Consider the following 21,762-nt stretch of genomic DNA (forward strand, 5'->3'; position numbering starts at 1 on the left):
CTCTACCAACCCCACGAACCGGGGACGCCTTTGAACGGCCCCACAATGTCACTCGTGATCCACCCGCCGTAGAACCCACCCGGCTGTGGGATCACCTGCTCGTCGTCCACATAGCAGGCGTCCATTAGCCCGGCGTAGAAGGCAACGTAACCAGCGATAGGCGCAAACGCTGCCGTTGGTTGCGGATAGCTCCAAGCGGCGTCTGGCGCTACCCGCTGGCCGACGCGGACGGCGTAGTACTGCGCCGCGCCCTTCCATTCGCAGTACGATGTGCGCTGGCTGGCGATGAGCACATCCGGGAGAATGTCGTCAGGTGGAAAGTAGTACGTCGGCGGATGGCTGGTTTCAAGCACCCGCCACCCGCGCGTTGTGTCAGCGATGGTCGTCCCGGCAAAGACGACACGCAGCCGCTTCGCAGTACGCTCTAGGCGCGGCGGGCGCGGATAGTCCCACACGGATTCCTGTCCCGGTTGAGGCTGAAGAGGTTCGGGGCGCATAAACGTAATGTGGAAAGAATGGCTTGCGAAAATGACGCCGACGCGAAACAGTTACGTCCCCTGCCGGCCCCGTTGAACAACTTTCACCGAAGTTATGGAGCGCAACCCGATGCCGACGATATGGCCGACCTCGTCGCTGCTGCTGACGGATTTATACCAGCTCACGATGGCGCAAGCTTACTGGAAGTCCGGGCGTGGTGAAAAGGAAGCCGTCTTCCAGATGTTCTTTCGCCGCCATCCCTTTGACGGGGGCTTTACAGTGGCGTGCGGACTGCACACGCTGATTGAGACCTTGACGCAGGCGACTTTCGAGGAAAGTGACCTAGCGTATCTGGCGACGCTGGAAGGACGTGATGGGCGGCCGCTATTTGAGACGGCGTTTCTTGAGACGCTGCGCGGCTTTCGGTTGGCCTGCGACATTGACGCCGTACCGGAAGGAACGGTGGTTTTCCCGTTCGAGCCGCTGGTTCGCGTGACAGGGCCATTGATGCAGGCCCAACTGTTGGAAACGATTATCCTCAATATCATCAACTTTCAGACGCTCATCGCCACCAAGGCTGCGCGGATTTGCATCGCAGCGCAGGGCGAGCCGGTCATTGAGTTCGGGTTGCGACGAGCGCAGGGGCCGGACGGCGGACTCTCGGCCAGCCGCGCTGCCTATGTCGGCGGCTGCGCGGCGACCTCCAACGTCTTGGCGGGGAAGGTGTACGGCATCCCCGTCCGTGGGACGCATGCCCATAGCTGGGTCATGTCGTTTGACGATGAACGCGAGGCGTTTCGAACGTACGCCGAGGTCATGCCCAACAACTGCATCTTTCTCGTGGACACCTACGATACGCTGGAAGGCGTCCGGCATGCGATTGAGGTCGGGCGGTGGCTGCGTGAGCAGGGCCATGAAATGGTTGGCATCCGGCTTGATTCGGGCGATCTGGCGTACCTGAGCATTGAAGCGCGTAAGCTGTTGGACGCCGCTGGCTTTCCCGACGCCGTCATCGTCGCCAGCAACGACCTTGACGAAACCATCATCAACAGCCTCAAGCAGCAGGGGGCATGCATCAATGTGTGGGGCGTCGGGACAAAGCTTGTCACCGGGTATGACCAACCAACGCTGGGCGGCGTGTACAAGTTGACGGCGCTGCGCGACCGCGACGCCGACGACTGGCGCTACTGTCTCAAACTCTCGGAACAGGCCGTCAAAATTTCGACGCCGGGCATCCACCAGGTACGACGCTTTAGCGTGGACGGCGAACTGCTTGCCGACGCGATTTACGACGTTCGGCTGGGCGTCACCGAACCATGCGTCATCATTGACCCACTTGATCCAACGCGGCGCAAGCGGATTCCGGCTGAAGCCGCCTATGAAGACCTGCTTGTGCCGGTGTTTCGGGGCGGCGCGTGCGTGTATGACCCACCGGATTTGGAAACCGTCCGCCGGCGGGCGCAATCGGCTGTGGCACGGCTGTCGCCAGGACTGAAGCGGTTCGTCAATCCACACATTTACCCAACGGGGTTGGAGCAATCGCTGTACGACCTCAAGATGCGGCTCATCCTACAGGCGCGCAACGGTGGTCAGCCCGTCACGCGCCCGAAGTCGTCCTGAAGACGTATGATGTCGTCTTCGCCGAGGTAATCGCCGCGCTGGATTTCAATCAGCACCAGCAGTTCCGCGCCGGGGTTGGCGATGCGATGCGCCGCGCCGATGGGTACGTCAACGGCTTCACCTACGCGAACCAACCGCTCGTCGCCGTCAAGCGTGACCTGAGCGCAGCCTTGGACGACCATCCAGTGTTCGTGCCGCCGCGCGTGTTTCTGGTAACTCATGCGCTTACCGGGCAGCACTTCGATGCGCTTGACCTTGTATCCCGGCCCGGCGTCGAGAACGGCGTACTGCCCCCATGGGCGCGTTTCACGTTCCAGCGCCGACCGCTGCTCCGTGCTGTCGAGGTTTGCCGTCACTGTGTTCATAGGTGGGCTTGTCGGCGGCGGGATGATGCCCGACACGCATCGCGATTGCAACCGCTCCGGCGGACGACCTAGGCCGCGCGGAGTGAACGCGCAAGCTCACGGTGAACGCACGACGGATGACGCAACGCGCTCTCCACCGATAGCGGGCCGGGAAGGCCATCCGCCCGCACCGAACCAGATACAGCCCCACCGACGCCGGAAAGACGTACCGCGCCCGTACCGAAAGCGCCTACTTGATGACCGTCTCGGCGTCACCGTCCTTTGACTGATTTCGGCCGCTGCGGGCGCGCTCCATCATCTCAATGACTTGGTTGATCCACTGCTCGCCCGGCAAACGGAAACCAAGCTGCTCCATGTGCAGCACGCCATCGGGGCTGATCAGCCAGTTGCGCGGGATTGAAAGCTGCGGCACAACCTGCTCAACATAGGCTTTGGCCGGCACCACCGGAAAGGTGTAGCCCTGCTTCTTCACGAAAGGTTCAATCAAGCCGACATCCTCATCCACGTTGAAGGAAAGAATCACCACGTCTTGTCGGTTCTTGACCCGCTCGTAGAGTTTCTGTATGTGCGGCAACTCCTGCTTACACGGGCCGCACCACGTCGCCCAGATGTTGATGAGCGCCGTCTTGCCGCGCAGGTCGGCCAACTTCCACGTCCTGCCCCCTAAGTCGCTGAGGGTGAAATCCGGCAACGGCGTATCGCGTTTCATCCAACCGATGGTCGCCGGCGCCGGCGGCGGCGTTTTTGGCGGCGAAGGCAGGTGGCTCAAACCGAAAGCCTTCCATCCATCCTCCGTCCCGCCCGCCGCCGACCATAGCGTTTGGGCTTTCTCCGGCCGCCCGGCGCGTTGGTAAAACACGATGGCATCCAGCTTACGACCTTCGGCTTCCGCCAGCCGCCCCGACCACTCCCAGAACAGCCGTTCCAAGCGGACCTTCCAAACCGGCGACGAACCGCCCACCGCCGGTTCGGACGCCTCCCGCCCCGGCGTCAGCGCCGCTCTCATCTCGGTCAAGATGTCCCGCGCTTGGTCGTACCGCTGCATTTCCAAGTACAGGTCAAACAGCAGCGACCAACCTTCCTCACGAGCAAGAGCCATGTTGTTTTCAAAAATTTTCTTCATCTCCGGCGTCGCCGCTTGGCTTTCCCCATGACGCTCAAGCTGTCGCAGTCCGGCCTGAATCAGTCCGGGGATTTGATCCAGCCGAAGTTTGCGCTTGGCGTACTGCCGTGCAATGCGCATTTGAATGGGCGGTACGGCGTACACCACCTCCGATGGTCGATCAAGGACGCGCAGCAACGCATCGGCGGCGCGTAGCACCTGCGCATCGGGGCTGTCCGGCAGCATCGCCAACGCCTCAAAGTGTTGCAGCCGGGCGTAAAAGTCATCTGGTAGGACGCGAATCTTCTGTTCCGTATGCTGTAAAAGCGCCCGGTAATAGGACTGAAGTTGCTCCGGGGTCGCCGACGCATCGGGATAGGGATGCTCAGCCTGCCACCGTTTGTCCAGAATTTCCCACCGCCACTTGGAATAGGGAAAAAACTGTTCGAGTTGTGCTTCAACCCATCGCCGGCCGTCTTCATCCGAGATGTAGCCGTAGCCTTCGTAGAGCGTTCGCAGCCAAGGCTCATCTACGACGCGATGTTGCGCCCGCAGGCGTTGCAAATCGCTTTGAATCATGCGGCGCAGTTGCGCGTGCTCGGCGACCGTCCGCGCGCGAAATTCGATGCGCCACAGTTGGACATACGCCGCCGCCGCTTCGCGGTCTTGCGCTTTCCGCAGTCGCGCCCGCAGGCGCTCCGCCGTTGTCTGTAGTTCCGTCGGGTCGGTGATGAGTGAAGCGTAGGCGTAGCCCGCCAAACTGTTCGGGCAAAGCCGCATAAACTCGCTCAAATGGCGACGCGCACGCTCTTTGTCTCGATACTGGTAAAGCTTCGTCATCAGGAGATGCAGTTGTGGACAGGTCGGCGCCGTCGCCAGCGCACGCTCACCGACGGCGGCGGCCGCCTCCCACTGCTGAGGCCCCAGCGCACAGGCGTACAGGTACTGGGCGACCGGATTGTGCGGCTCCCGTTCGGCCCAGGCTTGATACTCGGCGATTAGACGCGGGCGCGCGTCCGAGTTCTCCGAATCAGCCAAAACCACCGTCTGGTAGCGCCGATGAACAAACGGATCGCTGGGATGCTGCTTCAGCAACGCCTGCAACCGCTGAAGTCGCCGGTGGTAAAACGCTTCGTGCGGCTTGTCGCCCTGTTCATCGGCGGAGGACAGCCGTTCCAACGCCGCCTTGACCTTCGGCGACGGTTCGCACGGACAGCCCACAGCCTGCGCCCGGCCGTGACTGTGAAGTGACGCCACGACGACAAAGGCCGCCAAGCCCCGTGGCGCGCCAGACAACCAGCGTTTGAAAGCCATGCTCGCCTCCTAACTTGTCGCGTTCCGTCTGCAAGACGGGCGGCAGAATACTGTGGCGGCGCAACGGCTTCAACCGACTGGAACGCTGCACGCCGTACGCGATCAACGGTTACTCGCCGCGCAACGCCGTCCGAATCGCCTTCTGCGCCGGCGTCGGATTTGGCGCAGGACCGACCGCGACATCCAACGTCGTCACGACTTCCGGCGTCAGCGTGACCGTCACGGGACGTTTGTCGCGCAGGACGGTCAGTTTGACCGGCGTGTTGGGGCGTAATGTCGCCAAGACGGTTTCAAAGTCGTCTTCACTGCGTACGGGCTTACCGGCGACCGTGCGCAGCAGGTCGCCCTCTTCCAGCTCGGAGGCGCCGGCCGGGGAATCCGGTTCAATTTCAACGATTTCCAAACCGGCCGGCGTCGCTTCCCACTCGAAGCCGAAATCCAGTTCGGTCAATGGTTCGACAAGCATCGTCATCCCGGCCTGAGCCAGCGCGGTTTCCATCGGCAGGTCGTCCGTCCCTTCGACAAAACGCTGGAAGAACGGCCTCAGGTCGCCGTCCGCCAGTTCGCCGGCCAGTCGCACGATGTCGGCGGCGCAGTAGCCGGGGCCGTTCGCTGGAAACTCGCGCAACAGCCGCTGCATGAGATCATCAAGGCCGCGCGCATTCGCCGTGCGGACGCGCAGTTCGATGTCCAGCAGCAAACCGACCAAAAAGCCCTTGCGGTAGTAATCCAGCGGAATGTCCTCAAAGTTGCTCGTTCCGGTCAGCCACGTCGCCAGCGAAGCGTCGGCGAGGCTGACGGCTTTGGCGGCCGGGTTGTTGATCACGTAGGCCAGCGCATTCTGAACGGCCTCGTCAAAGTCGGCGGCGGTGATGAGACCCGCCCGCCGCAAACCACGCCAAGCGTAGTATTCCGTCACGCCCTCGGCGAACCACAACTGCGGCGTGTACAACTCACGGTCGAGCGCGTAGTCGGCGAACTCGCACGGTTTGAGGCGCTTGACGTTCCACGCATGAAAAAACTCATGCGCCGTCACGGCCAGGAAGTTTTTGGCGCGCGGGTTGTCAAGCAAAGTTTCGGGCGCATAGTTGATGAGCGTCCCGTTGGCATGTTCGAGACCCTCCAGCCGTTCCTCGTCTTCGTCTTCAAGCGGGGCATACTGGAACATGTACCGCTCGAAGGGCAGTCCGCCCATCAGATCGGCGTAGGTCTCAACAAGCTTGGCGACCACAGCCTTCAAACCCGCCGGGTCTTTGGGCGGACGTGCTGTGACGACGCTGATGGGCTTGTCGCGGACGGTGAAATCCAAGCGCGTCAGGCGGCCGACAAGCAGCGGCGCGTCAATCAGCGCGTCGTAGCTTTCCGCTGCATAGTCGCCCTCCGGCCGTTGGTTGAGCGGGACAGCCGCCTGCCAACCCGGCGGCAGGCGCAGGGTCAGCGTGGCGGGCAGACGCCGACTATCGGGCAAGTACAGGAACGTCGCCGCCCCGACCAATTGACCGTAATCGTCGCCCAACCAGTTGGAATCCACGCTTTGCCGGTCGCACAGCACACTGTAGCGCAGAACGACAGTAGGTTGGTTGCGGCACGTCACACGCCAAGTTTGTTTGTCGCGGCGCTGCACGGGCAGCGGCTTGCCGTCCGGGGTTTGCGCCGTCAGGTCGAAGAGGTTTTTAGCGTGGTTAAGGATTTCGTACGAACCGGGCGTCCAAGCCGGCAACGCCACATCGAAGGCGTCGCGGTTGGCGAGGTTGCGGATGGTCATTTCAATCTCGGCTTCGGCGTCGCCGGACGCGGTGATGGTCACGCGATAAGCGATTGCCGGCTGCGCCGCCGCCGGTGATGGCCAGCCCAGAACGCCGAGCCAGAGCACAAACCAAACGCCGGAGCGGTACGGCAGCCCCCGTACCCAACAGTGGAGAAAAGACATAAGCCGGTGGAACTCGCTGGGAGACGAAGATGGGATGATACTTTGGTGAAATCGGAGCGGCCGGCGCGACGGACGCCGACGCCAGTGAACGTGTCAAGCGGCGACGCGCCTACGGCGGTTGGTGGACGCCGGCGGCGGCCTGTGAAAAACTCGCACTCCCATCACCTTATCGCGGATTAACGCTGTTCTTCCAAGACACGCACAACAAAAGCATGCTCATGGAACGCGCCATCGAAAAATACATCCTTGAGAAAGAACCGTTCTACCTGCCGGTCGGCAACGAAGTCGAGTTGTTCACGGCGGCGTATCAGGCGAAGTTGCCGGTGATGTTGAAAGGCCCGACGGGCTGTGGGAAGACCCGCTTTGTCGAACATATGGCGTGGCGCTTCAAGCGGCCGCTGGTGACGGTCGCCTGTCACGAAGACCTGTCGGCGACCGATCTGGTCGGGCGTTACCTACTGGAGGGTGAAGAGACCGTCTGGCACGACGGGCCGCTGACGTTGGCCGTCAAGCACGGCGCAATGTGCTACTTGGATGAAGTTGTCGAGGCGCGCAAAGACACGCTGGTGCTGATCCACCCGCTGACGGATGACCGGCGCATTCTGCCGGTCGAGAAGCGCCGCATCGTCATTGAAGCGCCCGACGAGTTTCAGTTTGTTATTTCCTACAATCCGGGCTACCAGAGCGTGCTGAAGGATTTGAAGCAGTCCACGCGGCAGCGTTTCGTGGCGATTGAGTTCGACTACCCGCCGTTTGAAATCGAGACGGCGATTGTCGTCCGCGAAGGCGGGGTGGATGAAGCGACAGCGCGCGACTTGGTGACGATTGGCCAGAAGGTTCGCAACCTGCGCGGCCACGGGCTTGAAGAAGGGGTCTCCACACGCCTGCTGGTTTACGCGGCGCAGCTTATCCGAGGCGGCGTTGCGCCGGTCAGCGCCTGTCAAGCGGCGATTGTCAACCCGATTACCGACGACCGTGACCTCCAACGCAGCATTCAGGAAATCATCACAACCGTGATGTAGCGCGCGGTCACATAAGGTCGCCGCCCGCTGATGTCTGCCGGCTGCGGATGTGCGCCAAGAGGTTGCGCGCCGCCATCTCAAGCGCACCGTACACCAACTCAAAACCTTCCTCGCCGCCGGCGTATGGATCGGGAACTTCAGCCACGCCAAGGGAGGGCGCAAACTCCAGCATCATGTAGAGCTTATGTTCACAGCCCTTTGGACAGAGCGAGCGCAGGTAGGCATGGTTGGCGCGGTCCATCGCTAGTAGGTAATCAAACCGCTGAAAGTCATCCCGCTGAACCTCGCGTGACCGCAAATCGCTGATGTCTATGCCACGCTTGAGCATCGTCCGTTGCGCGCGTGGGTCAGGGGGTTCGCCAATCCGCAGGGGTGAAATGGCGGCTGAGTCAGTTTCGATCACGTCGGCAAGGCCAGCCTCAGCGACGAGGTGACGGAAAATACCTTCCGCCATTGGCGACCGACAAATATTGGCAGTGCAAACAAACAAAACTCGAATCATTATGCGTTACTTCAAACCAGACTTTGAATATGTTTGATGGAGCTTGATATGGAGCAAGCTGGAATTGCAAGCGGGGCCAACCGTCCCGACCAAGGGACGATTTCTGCGACGCGCCAGTCGCCGTTGGTGTTGCTTGCGCCGCTTTCGCTTCAGTCCTGCGCCGCTGCATCGCTGCGTCCGCCGACGACGCCCGCCCCCACCGCTTCTGAGCGCCTGCGCGCGGCGGCAACGGAAGCCGGCGTCCCGTTCCCGCTTGAGCAGGTTGCGCTGCGCGTCTGTAAGCGCTTACGCCGGCTTGAGTTATGGTCTGGTGGGGTTTGCGTCAAAACCTACCGCGTCGCCTTAGGCGCTGAACCCAATCTGGATAAGGAATGGGAGGGTGATCAGCGAACGCCGGTGGGTGATTTCTACGTTTGCACGCGCAATGAGCGCAGCCGTTTCCACTTGTTTTTGGGGTTGAGTTACCCAAACGCAGAAGATGCCGTGCGCGGGCTGCGCGCTGGACTCATCAGCCGCGAGCAGCATGACGCCATCCTGCAGGCGCAGCGCGCGCGGGCGCGTCCGCCGTGGGATACGCCGCTGGGTGGGGAAATCGGCATCCACGGCGGGGGCGTCAACACCGACTGGACTGCGGGATGCGTGGCGTTGGACAACGCCGACATCGAGGAACTGTGGTTGGCCTGCCCGCTCGGGACACCGGTCACCATCACGCTTCCACCCGCACCGGGTTGACTTTCGGCGCTCAGTCGCCAAGCTTACTTGCCAATGTTCACCGGCGACGCCTGATTCCATCCTGTACCACGGTATTCCAGTATGTCCTCTGTCATGCTCCGCTCGACGCCTCGCCCGTCCCCGGCTCGTCGCAACGCTTGGCGCCGGCTGTCTTTGGTGGGTTTGTGGATGGTTCTGTTGCTGACGACCGCCTGTCAGAAGCAGGAACCGGTGGTGACGGTACAAACGGAACCTGAAGCCAACGAGATCATCGCCGTCCTCCAAGACCGCGGTATTGAAGCCAAAAAGGAACCCGCTGGGGGCGAAGACCAAAAGGGTTGGCGCATCCTCGTTATTGAAGACGCCTTCGCTTCGGGTAAGGCGGCGCTGGCCATTCGCATCCTACAGGAACTAGGGCTACCGCGCCCCACGGGGACAGGGCTAGGTGAAGATACCGGCGGCGGGACGTTCGGCGGTCTTTCGCCTACGGCGGAAGAGGCTAAGAAAATCAAACAAATCAAAACGGAAATCGAGCGCCAGTTACGCCAGTTGCCGGACGTGGCGCGGGTGAGCGTCAACATTGTGCTGCCGGAAAAGGACATCGCCAGCTTGCAGCCGACGCCGGCCAAAGCTTCGGTGCTGTTGGTGACAACATCCGCCGAAACCCGCTTCAAAGAAGACGACGTGAAACGGCTTGTCACTGGCGGCGTTCCCAACTTGGACGCTAACAACGTGGTGGTGACGATCTTCTCCGAGCCGCCGCGTCAGCTTGAGGCGCAACTGGCCGACATCGAGAAACGGGCGAAAATCAACAAGCTGGTGACGCTGGTCGGCGTTTCAATCGTGGTCACTGTCCTTGGGCTGGGCGGTTTCCTGTTCTACGCCAAACGTCGTCAAGCGGCCGCCGGGACAACGAACGCAGCGCCCGCGCCGGCCGCCAGCGGTGAACGTAAACAGTTACAGGCGTGATTGGAAGCCGCGATAGTGCAGCTCAGCGCAAGGCGGCGACCCTCGGAATGTACGCCATGACCTGTTGGGTGAACGTGATCAACTGCGTGAACGTCCAACTGCCGAAGAAAATCAAGGTAAGGATGGTGGCGATCATCTTTGGCACGAACGTCAGGGTTTGTTCCTGAATTTGCGTCAGCGCCTGCAACAGGCTAATGACCAGCCCCACGATGAGACTGACGGTCAACGCCGGCAGCGACAGAAGCAAAATCAACCAGAGCGTCTGATTGGCAAGCGTTAGAAACGTCTGCATAGGCGTACCTTGGCGCGAAAGCCGTCAAGCGTAACTCACCACAAGATTCTGGATGAGCGTCACCCAGCCTTTGACCAACACAAAAAGCAACAACTTGAAAGGCAGCGAGATGATCGTCGGCGAAAGCATGAACATCCCCATCGCCTGAAGGATGTTCGACACCAGCATGTCAATGACGAGAAACGGAATAAACAGCAGGAAGCCAATCTGAAACGCCTCCGTCAGTTGGCTGGTGACGAACGCCGGAACAACAACGCGAAAATCGCGGGCGGTAATGGCGTTTGGGTCCTTGCCGTTCTTTTGCGCCAGCCGCTGCGCCAATCCCAGAAACAACCGGCGGTCGGCTTCGTGGGCGTTGCGTTCGAGAAAGGCCCGCAGCGGTTCCTTGCCCTTATCAAGCGCCTTGAAGAGGGTTTCGGCGCGCATTTCCGTAAAGACCGGCGCTGTGGCGTCCGACAGGCCGGCTTCTTCCAGCATCTTCTCGGCCACCGGCGCCATAATGAAGATGGTCAAAATGAGCGAAATGCCCGTGATGACCTGATTGGGTGGAATCTGCTGTGTGCCGAGCGCGTTTCTCAAAATGGAGAGCACGACGGAAATCTTTACAAACGAGGTCATCATGATGAGCGCGAAGGGAGCGAGCGCGAGCGCACCCAGTGTCACCACCAAGACCACCGGATTCGCCTGCACCGGCCCCTGCGCCATCGCCGCCGACGACGATCCGACGCTGCAACCCACCAGTAGGAAGAATACGGCGACAACCTTGAGCAGACGCGCACGTAACGGCATGGCTTTCCTCACTTTCGCAGAAACCACCGGCCGACGGCCTGCGCGAACGGCGGCAGCGGCGGTGCAGTCTCGCGGGCGGCCAACGCCTGCTCCACAGCCGCCGCATCCAGCGTTTCGATTATCTGAAGGCCGGCCTCGGACGCGCCGACCAGCAGGTACTTTCCGTTGACTTCAATGACGTATAGCGTACGGCGGGGTTCAAGCGGAAGGGCGTCCACAACGTGGACAAGACCGGCCGACCGCCGCAGCCCAAGACCGCCCAGCTTCGGCAGGATCACGCGCAGCGTCACGTAGGCGACGGCGCAGACTATCCCCAGCGCGGCGAGCGTTTGAAGCAACGCCCAAAAGAAACCGCTGCCGGCCGGCGGGGGCGGCTCCACGGCGCTTTGCCATCCAACCAGCGCCAGCATCGCACCTAGCTCCGGGCTTGAGTGATACGGACGCCCAAACGTCCCTCGATATCCACCAGTTCCCCACGCGCAATCGGGCGGCCGTCAAGCGTCAGCGTCACCGGATCGGTCGGCTTACAGCCAAGTTCCAGAACGTGGCCGACGCGCAACTGCGCAACTTCCTCCAAACGCATTCGGCGCGCGGCCAGCTCAACGCGCACCGTGACGGTCAAATCGTCGAGCGCCACAGCCGGCGCGGCGGTTTCCTCTACAGGCATGGCGACATTCTCCTCAAGCAGCGACAGCGGCGACGCCGGCAGAAGGTCTCGGACAATCAGGCGCAGTGTATCGTCAAAGTCGCCGAAGAGCCTCAGGTTTTCCGTTCCGCCAACCGTGACGCTGCCGGCCTCGCCCGGTTGAAGCACGGATTGTATCGTTTCCAAAACGACGAAGTCGCCGACTTCAAGCGTCTGCAACTCCCGGTAGGCGGCTTCAAAAGCTCCGACCTCCACCGCCATGGGCAGCGTCGGTTGGAGTTTTGCCAACTCCGCCAGACGTTTTTGGCGAATCAGCGCCAAGGCCGGGTCGGTAAGCGGCCGCGCCATCACCCGGCTGGCGAGCGTCCGCAGGGCGGACAGGGCAGCGGCGTCAAAGATAAATTCCGCAAAACCAACAACTTCCGCAAACTTCATGCTGACGGCCCCAACCAGCCGGCGGGTTGGCGCGTTGGGATCGGATGTAGCGGAGAGAAAGTGTCCGTATGACAGCCACCGCGCACAGGAGGTCAAGCGCAACGCCGGTTCGCCGAGAAAAGCGTTGACGTCCCAGGCCATGGCAAGCAACAAAAACTCCAGCGCCGCCGCCTCAGCCGAGGACACTTGGCGCACGCTGTCGGGCGGCGTCCCGCTCCCACCCAGCATGCGCTCAACAAGCGCCGCCGCGAAACCGGCGTCGGTTTGCAAAAACACGGCGGCGTCACCCTGACCGACGCCCAAAGTGGCGCAAAAACGGCGGTCTTCGGTGGCGCGACCAAGCTCGTTGGCGGCGACTTCGGCTAGACCAAAGGAGCTTATCCCGAACAGTTCCGGCGGCGTTCGTAAAATGGTTAGCAGCCGCGGGGCGGCCGCGCGAAACATCGCTCCAAACAGCCAAGTTGGAGCACCGCCTAATTCACGCCCGGAAGCCGCCTCGACCTGCGTTAGTTTAGGCAGCGCGTCGTACCAGCGCCGCTCACGCGGCGGCTCTGTTTCCGGCGCCGCCGCCACTTCCTCTTCGTCCGGCGCGACAACAGGCTGGGCGAAAAGGTCGAAAGCAAACGGATCGTCCGGGACCTCACTCATGGCGCTTCCACCTTATCCCCCACTCGCTAAACCAACCGGCTAGGCCGGCGCTTACTAGGTGCTTATAACGTGCGCGTCACCAATGCCAGAATTGCGTCGCGTTCGGCTTTGACCGGGTTGAACGACAAGCAGATGTCTTCAAGCGTCAAATCCGTGACAGCCGCAGCCGTGTCGGGGTCAGTCGGCACGCCGACTTCACGATACTGCGCAGGCACACCGCATCGCTGCTTCAAGGCGCGCACGGCCGCAATCCCCGCCTCCGCTAACGCCTCCGTGGATTGTCCGACATCCTTCACGCCCAAGGCGCGGGCGACGGCGGCGTAGTACGCCGCCACGGCCGGCAGATTGAACTCCATCACAAAGGGTAAGGCAATCGCATTCGACAAGCCGTGGTGAATGCCGAAGAGTGCACCCACCGAATGGGCAATGGCGTGGACAGCGCCAACCGGCGAGTTGGAAAACGCCATGGCAGCCATCGTCGCCGCGTACTGCATTTTGGCGCGGGCCTCCGTCGGCCCAGTTTCCTGCATAGCGGCTTCAAGGTTGTCGGCGATGAGTTCAATCGCGCCCAGCGCCAGCGCCGCCGAAATTGGTTCGCGCTCTGCACAGGAATAGGCTTCAATCGCGTGGGTAAGGGCGTCAAAGCCCGTCCACGCAACCAGTTTGGCTGGTAGCGTGGCGACCATGTTGGGATCGAGCACCGCCATGCGCGGGAAAAGAAACGGGCTGCCGATGGTCAGCTTGCGTCGCCGTATGTTGTCCTTGACGACGGCGGCCAGCGTCACTTCGCTCCCCGTGCCGACGGTCGTCGGAATGGCGATGATGGGCGTAATGGGTCCTGGCACCATAAAGCCGCCCTCATAGTCGCCGGCTTCGCCGCCGTAGGCTGCAATCACCGCCGCAATCTTGGCCGTGTCCATGACGCTTCCGCCGCCAAGCGCCACGATGAGTGAAACTTCCTGTTCATTGAGCTTCGCGGCGGCCTGCTTGACAAACTCCGTGTCCGATTCAGGTGGTACGTCGGCGATGACGGCGACAATTGTGTAATCCGAGTCGGCGAACGCCTGCCGGACAACATCAAGCAAGCCGACCGCCGCCACCCCGGGGTCGGTGAAGACGGCGACCCGCGTTCGTTCGGCCAGATCGGGCGCAAGTTGGAGTTCAATCGTCAGGTTGCCGACCTTGCCGACGCCGTACTTGATTTCGGTCGGCGCAACGAAGGTGGCGTCGGGTCGGGTCAGGGGCGGGTTGCCGGTGATGAAACCCATTGGAACTTCCTCGGTTGCTGTGAGTGAACCGGCGCCGGCGGCGGACGCCCTGCGCCGTGCGCGCACTATACCGTAGCGTCTAGCAAACGCACAGTGCGCGGCTACGCAGCGGCGGAACTACTCGGCCAGCGTCTCGACCGGATCGAGCCGCGCTGCACGCCACGCCGGATACAACGCTCCCAACGCCGTGCTCGCCAAACTGATCAGGGCGGCGAAGCCCAGCCAGCGAAGTTCGATTTCCGGCCGTAAAGCCGTCAATGCCGTAATGCCGGCGACCGCCGCGTAGGCTGCGCCGACACCTAGTGCAAAGCCGACCAGTCCGACAAGCAGCGCCTCGGCTTCAATCGCCTGAATAATCCACCACGGCGACGCGCCCAGTGATTTCAGAATGCCGATGTCGCGTTTGCGCTCAGCGACGGTGGTGTACATCGTCAGAAAAACAAACGTCACGCCGACGGCGACCGCCAGCCCAATGACCAGCTTGAGAAACGTGTTGAGCGCCGGAATGCCCTGCGCGTAGGCGGCCGGCAGGTCGCGGACGAGAATCACCGTGTTGTCGGGCAGTTCATCCTGAATGCGGGCGGCGACAGCTTCCTGTTCGTCCGGCTTGGCGCACTTAACGTAGATGAACGTGCAGCGTTCCGGCGCAGCCAACAGCTTCTGCATCGTGTCAAGCCGCATCTTGAAGCGCGCCGTGCCGGCTTCCGGCGCGTAGACGCCGGCAATCCGAAACGACCGCTCGAACACCTTGACCGTGTCGCCAAGCTTAGCTCGGCGCGTACGGAGGAACTCCGCATCTACAACGGCGTCATATTCGTCCACTGGGGGCGTTCCCGCCTGCAAACGAACGCCGGTCAGGCGCGCATAGCTTTCCCACTCGACACCCTCAACGATTTCCAGCCCGATGCCGTACTCGCTCGGCTTGAGGTATTGCCCGACTGGAGCGACATCGGCGACGCCGGCGATTTGCCGCAGGCGGTCGGCGTACTGAATCGGCATGACGAGAGCTGAGGTTGAAGTCAAGCTGAACTCGCGCCAGAACATGAGTTCGGCCTGAACATTGGTTTCGCGTTGGGCGCGGCTGCGCTGAGAGCCGTTGACGAGACCAGCGTTAACGAGAATGAGCGTCACGGCCAGCGCAACGCCGAAAGCGCTGAGCGCCGTCCGTACCGGCCGGTGGCGTAGGTTTGACCAGACAAGGTGGAGCAGCATACGAAAGGCCGGCGTTAGGGCTTACGGCCGATGAGGATGACCCGGCGTGAGGCGTCCGGCACGTATGGCGACAGGTCATAGTCGCCGAAAACCGCCTCCACGTGCAAACCCGACGCTGCAAAGAAGCTTTGCAGCGTCGGCAGACGGATGTCCTTGACGCGCTCGACGAAGCGAAAGCGTCGCCCGGCGTCCTCAAAGGTGATGGTTTTGAGGATGAAGCCGTCCGCATACTCGCGTCGGATTTCAAAGCGAATGCCGCCAATGACTTGAACGCTGAAGGGCGTCAGACGCGGCACGATCCAGTGGGCGTTGAGAAAATCGAGAACAAAGCAGCCGCCCGGATCAAGGGCCTGCGCAGCGGCGGCGACGACGCGGGCGTTTTCGGCGTCATCCGCGAAATAACCAAAGCTAGTGAACATGTTGAGGGCGCAGCGGTAGCCGCCCACGGCGAACGGCCGGCGCATGTCGTGAACGTGAAATCGAAGCCTCTCCCCGGCATACCGTTGAGCGACGGCGATACAGGCCAGGGAAATGTCAAAGGCGTCCACGTCGAGACCGTGTTCGTGCAGGCAGACGGCGTGGCGGCCGCGGCCGCAGCCGATGTCAAGCACGCGGTCGCCAGGACGCAGCGCCAAGTGACGGACGAGGTTGGCGATGAATAGGCAGGCCTCGGTTTCGTCCCGGTGGTGATAAAGCAGGGCGTAGTACGGCGTTCCAAACCAATCGTCACCGTTGGCTTGTGGGGCGGGTGATTCCGGCTGCGTCATCGGATGAAAAGCTACCGAGAGTTAGTCGGCAGGCGCAAGTCGTCAGCGGACGGCCGTCGCCGAAGCCGGCGGTTTGGGTTTTGCAACATGGCGTTGAAACGATGGTTCGTGTACATTGCCCGGAATGCAACAGGCTTGCCTTGAGCAACGACATCACTTGTGGGTTGGGAGGTGTCCGGCATGCGTGGGTTATCCGGGTTGGTCGGCGTCGGCTGTTTTCTCGCGGGGCTTTACGGGCTGGGACGCAAAATCGTTCTGACCGCCGGCGACAGTACGGTGTACTACAGCTCGCGCTGGGGCTGGTGGTACGGCTGGTGGTACGGCGTTGCCGCCGCTGGTACGGTGTTGCTGGCGATAGCCGGTTTGTTGGCCGTCGTCTTCCTTCGTGGACAAGCGCGCTGGATTGGCGGCGGGTTGCTGGCGTTGAGTGGCGTTCTTGTGGTCTTTTCAGGACGCGCCGTGTTGCTGCCCACAACCTTGTTCGAGTTTTTAGTGTCGGCTTTCCTGATGGCAATTGGCGTCAAGCTGTCTCTGAACTCGACGCTCGCCAACCGTGGCGTCGGCTACTACTAGGTCTCGACGACGCGAGTGGCCGGGCAATGAACCCCTACTTTTGGAACGGACTTCAACACGCACTGGCCGGTCTGGGGTGCGCGTGGGCCTTTTTCTCGCTCGTGAGGTCGGCCGGCTCTGACCCGGCGGCGACGGCGTCTGCTTCTCCGAACCGGCAAGCGAGCCGGCTGTGGTTTTGGTTTGCGCTAGTCATGGGTTCCAGCGCGTTGTTTTTTCTCCCGACGCATATTGATCGTCCGGGAACGTGGGTCAACCGGCTCTGGCAATTCACTCACTACCCCGTCCCGGACTGGGACATCCTGTGGCTTGGGATGCCATGGCATCGGTGGTTTCTGACCCACTCCGCAATCTTGCCCTTCGCCGTTCTCGGGCTGACGTTTGAGCGCCGCCCGTGGCAGGCCGTCGGCTATGGGCTGGCGGTCGGTATGGCGAGCCATCTCGCTTGGGACGCCATCACGCAGAGCCACAGCACGCCGATTATCTTCCTGCCGAACATCTTGGCGCTGCGGGGCGACGGCGCGCGCGTGTGGCTGCTTGTCAATGCAGCGATCGCCTTTGGAGCCGCCGTTGCAACGGCGCGCAAACACTCGATGTAGCCGCTCGCTGCGGAAGGCGGTGCAACGTTCAATGAGCAACATGCTCATTCCCGCAAAGGATTGTTCGCGCCGGCGCGTCCATCGGCTTTGCTTATGGGCGCTACTGTGCGGTGCGTCGGTTTTGGTGTTCGGCGGCTGCATGCGACCGAAACCGCCGGCTCAGCCGCCGCCAACATCCGCCGTGCGCGTTGTCACCGACGGCGCCGGCAAGGCCGTCACCGTCCCGGTGCGTCCGCAGCGAATTGTCTCGCAAACATTGGCGACGGATGAGCTCCTGCTGGCCATGCTGCCGCCGGAACGCCTTGTGGCGCTAAGCAGCCTCGCCGACGATCCACGGTACAGCTACTGCGCCGACAAAGCCAAACTCGTCGCCGGGCGTTGCGGCGCCAGCGCAGAAGCCATTTTGCAACTCCGACCGGACCTAATTTTCGTAGCGAGCTATAGCCGAGCCGAACTTGTAGAACTCCTTAGCGCGAGCGGCGCGCCGGTTTATCGGTTCACGAAATTCAGTGGCCTCAATGACATCAAAGCTAACATCCGCGCGCTTGGCGAGGCCGTCGGCGAACCCGTTGCGGCTGCGAAACTTGTCGCCGACCTCGAACAACGCTTCGCGGCGCTGGCCGAGCGCGCTCGCCAACGCCGCCAACGCCCGCGTTTGATGTCGTTCGGCGCGTCATATTTCACGGCCGGTGCAGAGACGACGTTTGATGATCTGGTGCGCGCGGTCGGCGGCGTCAACGTGGCGGCGGAACAAGGCGTCGTCGGCTTCCGTCAAATCAGCCCGGAACAACTCATCCAGTGGAAGCCGGACTATGTGGTGACAGGCGCTGAACTGGGAAAAGAAGCCGATGCTCGGCAGCGGCTGTTGGACAACCCGGCGGTGGCGGTTGCCGTCGGACGTAACCCGCGTCGCATTATTGTCCTCGAAGGTCGCGCCCTGACGACCGTTTCCCAGCATCTCGCCGACGCCGCCGAGCATCTTGAAAAGCAACTTCTGCCGTTGTTGGAACAACCGGCCTCGGCAAATTGAGGACATCGCCTCATGACGAACCGCCTTTGGCTCACGCTTGGACTCAGCGGCGCTCTCAGTGTTTTGGCGCTTACGCCGCTTGGTTACGGACAAGCCCCCGGCGGAACTGCAGCGGCGGTGGAGAACACCGCCGCCGTCGGCGCTTCCATCGCCCCGCCGTTCCCTATTCCACGGCCCTATCCGTTTACAGTTGGTGAAAAACTAACCTATGAGTTCAGCTTCTCGCGTTTCCCGCTGTACGGCAAGCTGGGCGAACTGGAACTGGCGGTGGTCGCCCCGGAGACGGTTCGGGAAACAATGGATGCCTTGGCTTCCAAGCTCAGAACACCGGAAACAGCTGAACGCTGTCCAGCGCCGATTTCGCCGCCGGTTTTGGTGTTTCAGGCGCAGGCGCGGACACGGGGCTTTCTTCCGGCGCTCCTTCGTCTCGATATCCGCAACGACTATCTCTCGATTGTGGACGCCGCCGACTTAGGTCTTGTCCACAACGAACGCGCCCTGCGCAGTCGGCGGTGGGAGCGCTTGCAAATGACCTGCCAAGCGCGGACGGCGGCTCTGCGCACCATACTAGAACGCGACGGTGACGCGGCGTCGCCGGTCAAGGTGCGCACCTTGCCCAGTCGCGGCTGGACGACCGACCTGCAAACCTTCTGGCACGTCCTGCGCACCCAGCCACTGACGCCCGGCGTCACGATTCCTATGGTGCTAACCGAAGACGACCGTATTTACGACATCCCGGTGCTTATCACCAACGAGGTCGAAACGATTACGACTCGCGCCGGACGGTTTCGCGCACGCAAGCTTGACCTGAAAGCCTATGAGGCGGGCTTTACGCGCTATCAAGGGACGTTTTTTCTGTGGCTGACGGAAGACGCAGCGCGACTGCCGGTGCGAGTGCGGTTCAGAGCGCGCGGCGTAACCGTCACAGGGGACTTAGTTCGTTACACGCCGCCGCGCAGCGGCGCACGACGGTAAGCGTCCTTCCCTGCCCCAACACGCAGGTTTACACCGCTCAGGACAACTTCCCCGGTCGAATCTCCAAAGCTGCGCATGCTGGTGGAAATGGACTAGAATGCCGTCCCGGAGCGACATGACCGGCGCGGCGCCAAGCCGAGCCGGGCGCGTCGGTAAATCTGCATGCTACGTACCATCGTTCGATTCCGGGCTTGGTTTCTTGAAGGCGCACGCGACCGGACGCTGACTGCGACCAAGTCCGTCGCACACAGCCATCCGACCAAAGCGTGGTGGCAAGTGATGTGTCTGACGGGCGTGGATTACTTCTCCACGCTTGCCTATCAACCCTACATTGCGTTTCTGGCCGTTGGCGCGCTCGCGCCTGTGGCGACGCTGTTTCTTGTCGCCCTGACGCTCTTCGGGGCCGTGCCAATGTATTGGCGCGTCGCCCGTGAAAGCCCCAATGGGCAGGGCAGCATCGCCATGCTCGAACAACTCCTGCCCGGCTGGCGCGGCAAAACCTTCGTGCTGTGCCTACTGGGTTTTGCAGCGACCGATTTCGTCATCACCATGACGCTGTCGGCGGCCGACGCCGCCGAGCATCTCATCGAAAACCCCTTTGCACCCCGTTGGCTGAATCACCGGTTGCTGCTGACGTTCTTTCTACTCGTCTTGTTGGGCGGCATCTTTCTCAAAGGGTTCGCGGAAGCTATCTACCTTGCCGTCGGACTGGTCATTGTCTTTATGGGGCTGAACGTCGTCGTCATCGGGCGTGGGTTGCATGAAATCGCCACCCACCCGGAAGTGTTCCCCCGCTGGCAAGCGGCGCTGGCGGCCGGCGCCGCCCACGGCAACGTCTGGCTGATCTTGTTGTTGTCTTTGCTCGCCTTTCCCAAACTGGCGTTGGGGCTTTCGGGCTTTGAAACCGGCGTGACGGTCATGCCGCTCATCAAAGGCGACCCGACTGACACGCCGGAACAGCCGGTCGGGCGGATTCGCAACGCGAAGAAACTCCTCCTAACGGCGGCGGTCATCATGTCGCTGGCGCTCATTGGCAGTTCCTTGGTCACCACCCTGCTTATCCCCCCTGAAGCGCTCCAACCGGAGGGGAAAGCCGCCGGTCGCGCGCTGTCGTATTTGGCGCATGAGTTCTATGGCGTCGGGTTCGGGACGTTCTATGACCTGACGACGGCGGCGATTTTGTGGTATGCCGGGGCCTCGGCTATGGCCGGCTTGCTCAACCTTATTCCGCGCTACCTGCCGCGCTACGGGATGGCTCCGGAATGGGCGCGCGCCAACCGGCCGCTGGTCGTTGTCATTACCGCGGTGACGCTCTTCGTGACGTGGTTTTTCGACGCAAGCATTGAAGCGCAGGGCGACGCCTATGCCACCGGCGTGCTGATGCTGATGCTGTCGGCCTCCATCGCCGTGGTCATCTCGGCGCGGCGCGACGGCGGATGGACTTACGCTGGCTTTATCGCCATTGCGCTGGTTTTCACCTACACCACGCTGGAAAACATCCGCGAGCGGCCGACAGGGCTAAAAGTCTGTCTGGCGTTCATTTTGTCGCTGATCTTCGTCTCGCTGGTGTCGCGCGCGCTGCGAGCGACCGAACTACGTACCAAGCGGGTCGTTCTCGACGCCAAGGCGCAGAAGTTTCTACGGGAGGCCGTCAAAAACAACATGCTGCGCATTGCGGCGAATCGGCCGCAAACCGGCGACGAACGCGAATACGCCCGCAAACGCGCCGAACTTAAGCGCGTCCATCGCATCGGGTACGATGAGCCAGTGTTGTTTTTCGAGGTCAGCATTGTCAACCCGTCGGAATTCAACGACGAAGTGCTAGAAGTTCAGGGATTTACTGTTGGTAAGCACCGTGTTCTGCGCTGCGACAGCCCCGCCGTGCCCAACGCCATCGCCGCTTTCCTGCTGCATGCGCAGAAGGAAACCGGCGTCATCCCCGATGTCTATTTCGGCTGGACGGAAGGCAGTCCTATTGGCTACGCCTTCAAGTATTTGTTCCTTGGCGAAGGCGACACCGCCCCGGTCGTCCACGAAGTGCTGCGCAAAGCGGTTGAAAACCCGGAAAAGCGCCCCTGCGTCCATGTTGGTTAAGGTACCGGTGGGATGGATATCGCCGTCTGCCGTCTCGACCGACAGCAGGAAGAGTGACTTTTGCCAGAGCCGGACGGCCGCTCTACTACGTCACCTCCGAAGAGGGCTGGGACGCCGACGGCTGTCTCCCAGAAGTGCGCAGCAACCGGCAGGTCATCGGTGGCGACACGCGCCGGCGCAATAGGCATTTGTCAGTCAGCGGCTGGTTTCCAGTCGGGAAATCGCCCTATACCTGACCTCCACGGGTTCGCCAATCAGCCGGGCGGCGCAAAGACGCGGCTACGGAACAAAGGCTTTCCAGCGGCGGCCGGGCGAGTTGTATGACCGTCCGCCGGCGGAGCCAAAGGCCGTGCTTGCTGAGACATTGCGCCAACACCACTTGCCTCAACACGACGACATGCCGGCGGTCGGTGTTCGGCTCTGAA

General features: G+C 61.8%; 22 protein-coding genes. 10 read left to right on the plus strand and 12 right to left on the minus strand.

The window, feature by feature from the left end:
- Window positions 1–2: 2 nt before the first annotated feature.
- On the minus strand, window positions 3–497 hold the full coding sequence (locus NZ585_08065) for a DUF427 domain-containing protein (GenBank protein ID MCS7079992.1): 495 nt from the start codon (window positions 495–497) through the stop codon (window positions 3–5).
- 109 nt (window positions 498–606) lie between these two features.
- On the opposite strand from NZ585_08065, the gene NZ585_08070 reads away from it, so the two are divergent.
- Entirely contained in the window at window positions 607–2,097 is a 1,491-nt protein-coding gene (locus NZ585_08070; protein ID MCS7079993.1) for a nicotinate phosphoribosyltransferase, read from the plus strand.
- Here the strand turns inward: NZ585_08070 and NZ585_08075 are convergent.
- The 3 genes from NZ585_08075 to NZ585_08085 all read right to left on the minus strand — a co-directional run bounded on the left by NZ585_08075 (window position 2,067) and on the right by NZ585_08085 (window position 6,808).
- The gene (locus tag NZ585_08075; GenBank protein MCS7079994.1) at window positions 2,067–2,462 is read right to left on the minus strand and encodes a phosphomannose isomerase type II C-terminal cupin domain; all 396 of its coding nucleotides are present in this window, start codon (window positions 2,460–2,462) and stop codon (window positions 2,067–2,069) included. The two genes, NZ585_08070 and NZ585_08075, sit on opposite strands and share 31 nt — an antisense overlap.
- Before the next feature lie 229 nt (window positions 2,463–2,691).
- The gene (locus NZ585_08080; protein ID MCS7079995.1) at window positions 2,692–4,878 is read right to left on the minus strand and encodes a redoxin domain-containing protein; all 2,187 of its coding nucleotides are present in this window, start codon (window positions 4,876–4,878) and stop codon (window positions 2,692–2,694) included.
- 109 nt (window positions 4,879–4,987) lie between these two features.
- Window positions 4,988–6,808, minus strand: coding sequence for a PDZ domain-containing protein (locus NZ585_08085; GenBank protein MCS7079996.1), 1,821 nt, complete (start codon window positions 6,806–6,808; stop codon window positions 4,988–4,990).
- A 242-nt stretch (window positions 6,809–7,050) separates the two neighbouring features.
- Between NZ585_08085 and NZ585_08090 the strand changes: the two genes are divergently transcribed.
- The gene (locus NZ585_08090) at window positions 7,051–7,830 is read left to right on the plus strand and encodes a CbbQ/NirQ/NorQ/GpvN family protein (protein MCS7079997.1); all 780 of its coding nucleotides are present in this window, start codon (window positions 7,051–7,053) and stop codon (window positions 7,828–7,830) included.
- A gap of 7 nt (window positions 7,831–7,837) precedes the next feature.
- Here NZ585_08090 and NZ585_08095 read toward each other — a convergent pair whose 3' ends face one another.
- On the minus strand, window positions 7,838–8,332 hold the full coding sequence (locus tag NZ585_08095; protein ID MCS7079998.1) for a low molecular weight phosphotyrosine protein phosphatase: 495 nt from the start codon (window positions 8,330–8,332) through the stop codon (window positions 7,838–7,840).
- Window positions 8,333–8,380: 48 nt separating this feature from the next.
- Between NZ585_08095 and NZ585_08100 the strand changes: the two genes are divergently transcribed.
- Window positions 8,381–9,064: a L,D-transpeptidase gene (locus tag NZ585_08100; GenBank protein MCS7079999.1), complete on the plus strand. Its 684-nt coding sequence runs from the start codon at window positions 8,381–8,383 to the stop codon at window positions 9,062–9,064.
- A gap of 81 nt (window positions 9,065–9,145) precedes the next feature.
- Window positions 9,146–10,012 (plus strand): hypothetical protein, encoded by an 867-nt coding sequence (locus NZ585_08105; protein ID MCS7080000.1) that lies wholly within the window; start codon window positions 9,146–9,148, stop codon window positions 10,010–10,012.
- A gap of 22 nt (window positions 10,013–10,034) precedes the next feature.
- On the opposite strand, the gene fliQ is transcribed toward NZ585_08105, so the two are convergent.
- The 7 genes from fliQ to NZ585_08140 form a co-directional block, all read right to left on the minus strand.
- A complete protein-coding gene (gene fliQ / locus NZ585_08110; GenBank protein MCS7080001.1) occupies window positions 10,035–10,304 on the minus strand; it encodes a flagellar biosynthesis protein FliQ in 270 nt (89 codons plus the stop codon).
- Between the two features lie 24 nt (window positions 10,305–10,328).
- Window positions 10,329–11,093, minus strand: coding sequence for a type III secretion system export apparatus subunit SctR (sctR, locus tag NZ585_08115; GenBank protein MCS7080002.1), 765 nt, complete (start codon window positions 11,091–11,093; stop codon window positions 10,329–10,331).
- Between the two features lie 8 nt (window positions 11,094–11,101).
- Window positions 11,102–11,503 carry a flagellar biosynthetic protein FliO gene (locus NZ585_08120; GenBank protein ID MCS7080003.1) on the minus strand — a complete coding sequence of 134 codons (402 nt, stop codon included), beginning with the start codon at window positions 11,501–11,503 and terminating at the stop codon, window positions 11,102–11,104.
- Window positions 11,504–11,508: 5 nt separating this feature from the next.
- Window positions 11,509–12,822 (minus strand): type III secretion system cytoplasmic ring protein SctQ, encoded by a 1,314-nt coding sequence (gene sctQ / locus NZ585_08125; GenBank protein MCS7080004.1) that lies wholly within the window; start codon window positions 12,820–12,822, stop codon window positions 11,509–11,511.
- A gap of 62 nt (window positions 12,823–12,884) precedes the next feature.
- Window positions 12,885–14,090: an iron-containing alcohol dehydrogenase gene (locus NZ585_08130; protein ID MCS7080005.1), complete on the minus strand. Its 1,206-nt coding sequence runs from the start codon at window positions 14,088–14,090 to the stop codon at window positions 12,885–12,887.
- Between the two features lie 117 nt (window positions 14,091–14,207).
- Window positions 14,208–15,302: an ABC transporter permease gene (locus tag NZ585_08135; GenBank protein ID MCS7080006.1), complete on the minus strand. Its 1,095-nt coding sequence runs from the start codon at window positions 15,300–15,302 to the stop codon at window positions 14,208–14,210.
- A gap of 14 nt (window positions 15,303–15,316) precedes the next feature.
- Window positions 15,317–16,069, minus strand: a complete 753-nt coding sequence (locus NZ585_08140) for a class I SAM-dependent methyltransferase (GenBank protein ID MCS7080007.1) — start codon at window positions 16,067–16,069, stop codon at window positions 15,317–15,319.
- Window positions 16,070–16,249: 180 nt separating this feature from the next.
- Here NZ585_08140 and NZ585_08145 point away from each other — a divergent pair, with 180 nt between their 5' ends.
- The 6 genes from NZ585_08145 (at window position 16,250) to NZ585_08170 (ending at window position 21,573) form a co-directional block, all read left to right on the plus strand.
- Complete coding sequence (locus NZ585_08145; GenBank protein MCS7080008.1) at window positions 16,250–16,642, plus strand: hypothetical protein; 393 nt, start codon at window positions 16,250–16,252, stop codon at window positions 16,640–16,642.
- A 191-nt stretch (window positions 16,643–16,833) separates the two neighbouring features.
- Entirely contained in the window at window positions 16,834–17,238 is a 405-nt protein-coding gene (locus NZ585_08150; protein MCS7080009.1) for a hypothetical protein, read from the plus strand.
- A gap of 31 nt (window positions 17,239–17,269) precedes the next feature.
- Window positions 17,270–18,268, plus strand: a complete 999-nt coding sequence (locus NZ585_08155; protein MCS7080010.1) for an ABC transporter substrate-binding protein — start codon at window positions 17,270–17,272, stop codon at window positions 18,266–18,268.
- A gap of 12 nt (window positions 18,269–18,280) precedes the next feature.
- On the plus strand, window positions 18,281–19,243 hold the full coding sequence (locus tag NZ585_08160) for a DUF3108 domain-containing protein (GenBank protein ID MCS7080011.1): 963 nt from the start codon (window positions 18,281–18,283) through the stop codon (window positions 19,241–19,243).
- A gap of 162 nt (window positions 19,244–19,405) precedes the next feature.
- Complete coding sequence (locus NZ585_08165) at window positions 19,406–21,337, plus strand: amino acid transporter (GenBank protein MCS7080012.1); 1,932 nt, start codon at window positions 19,406–19,408, stop codon at window positions 21,335–21,337.
- A gap of 53 nt (window positions 21,338–21,390) precedes the next feature.
- The gene (locus NZ585_08170) at window positions 21,391–21,573 is read left to right on the plus strand and encodes a hypothetical protein (protein ID MCS7080013.1); all 183 of its coding nucleotides are present in this window, start codon (window positions 21,391–21,393) and stop codon (window positions 21,571–21,573) included.
- Window positions 21,574–21,762 lie beyond the last annotated feature (189 nt).

It is taken from the genome of Chloracidobacterium sp. (assembly GCA_025057975.1).
Classification (GTDB): domain Bacteria; phylum Acidobacteriota; class Blastocatellia; order Chloracidobacteriales; family Chloracidobacteriaceae; genus Chloracidobacterium.

What these genes read in the sequence shown, in the direction of transcription:
- NZ585_08065 (MCS7079992.1), bottom strand. Translation starts at nt 497, where the DNA reads ATGCGCCCCGAACCTCTTCAGCCTCAACCGGGACAGGAATCCGTGTGG.
- NZ585_08070 (MCS7079993.1), top strand. Translation starts at nt 607, where the DNA reads ATGCCGACGATATGGCCGACCTCGTCGCTGCTGCTGACGGATTTATAC.
- NZ585_08075 (MCS7079994.1), bottom strand. Translation starts at nt 2,462, where the DNA reads ATGAACACAGTGACGGCAAACCTCGACAGCACGGAGCAGCGGTCGGCG.
- NZ585_08080 (MCS7079995.1), bottom strand. Translation starts at nt 4,878, where the DNA reads ATGGCTTTCAAACGCTGGTTGTCTGGCGCGCCACGGGGCTTGGCGGCC.
- NZ585_08085 (MCS7079996.1), bottom strand. Translation starts at nt 6,808, where the DNA reads ATGTCTTTTCTCCACTGTTGGGTACGGGGGCTGCCGTACCGCTCCGGC.
- NZ585_08095 (MCS7079998.1), bottom strand. Translation starts at nt 8,332, where the DNA reads ATGATTCGAGTTTTGTTTGTTTGCACTGCCAATATTTGTCGGTCGCCA.
- NZ585_08100 (MCS7079999.1), top strand. Translation starts at nt 8,381, where the DNA reads ATGGAGCAAGCTGGAATTGCAAGCGGGGCCAACCGTCCCGACCAAGGG.
- NZ585_08105 (MCS7080000.1), top strand. Translation starts at nt 9,146, where the DNA reads ATGTCCTCTGTCATGCTCCGCTCGACGCCTCGCCCGTCCCCGGCTCGT.
- fliQ (MCS7080001.1), bottom strand. Translation starts at nt 10,304, where the DNA reads ATGCAGACGTTTCTAACGCTTGCCAATCAGACGCTCTGGTTGATTTTG.
- sctR (MCS7080002.1), bottom strand. Translation starts at nt 11,093, where the DNA reads ATGCCGTTACGTGCGCGTCTGCTCAAGGTTGTCGCCGTATTCTTCCTA.
- NZ585_08120 (MCS7080003.1), bottom strand. Translation starts at nt 11,503, where the DNA reads ATGCTGGCGCTGGTTGGATGGCAAAGCGCCGTGGAGCCGCCCCCGCCG.
- sctQ (MCS7080004.1), bottom strand. Translation starts at nt 12,822, where the DNA reads ATGAGTGAGGTCCCGGACGATCCGTTTGCTTTCGACCTTTTCGCCCAG.
- NZ585_08130 (MCS7080005.1), bottom strand. Translation starts at nt 14,090, where the DNA reads ATGGGTTTCATCACCGGCAACCCGCCCCTGACCCGACCCGACGCCACC.
- NZ585_08135 (MCS7080006.1), bottom strand. Translation starts at nt 15,302, where the DNA reads ATGCTGCTCCACCTTGTCTGGTCAAACCTACGCCACCGGCCGGTACGG.
- NZ585_08140 (MCS7080007.1), bottom strand. Translation starts at nt 16,069, where the DNA reads ATGACGCAGCCGGAATCACCCGCCCCACAAGCCAACGGTGACGATTGG.
- NZ585_08145 (MCS7080008.1), top strand. Translation starts at nt 16,250, where the DNA reads ATGCGTGGGTTATCCGGGTTGGTCGGCGTCGGCTGTTTTCTCGCGGGG.
- NZ585_08150 (MCS7080009.1), top strand. Translation starts at nt 16,834, where the DNA reads ATGGGTTCCAGCGCGTTGTTTTTTCTCCCGACGCATATTGATCGTCCG.
- NZ585_08155 (MCS7080010.1), top strand. Translation starts at nt 17,270, where the DNA reads ATGAGCAACATGCTCATTCCCGCAAAGGATTGTTCGCGCCGGCGCGTC.
- NZ585_08160 (MCS7080011.1), top strand. Translation starts at nt 18,281, where the DNA reads ATGACGAACCGCCTTTGGCTCACGCTTGGACTCAGCGGCGCTCTCAGT.
- NZ585_08165 (MCS7080012.1), top strand. Translation starts at nt 19,406, where the DNA reads ATGCTACGTACCATCGTTCGATTCCGGGCTTGGTTTCTTGAAGGCGCA.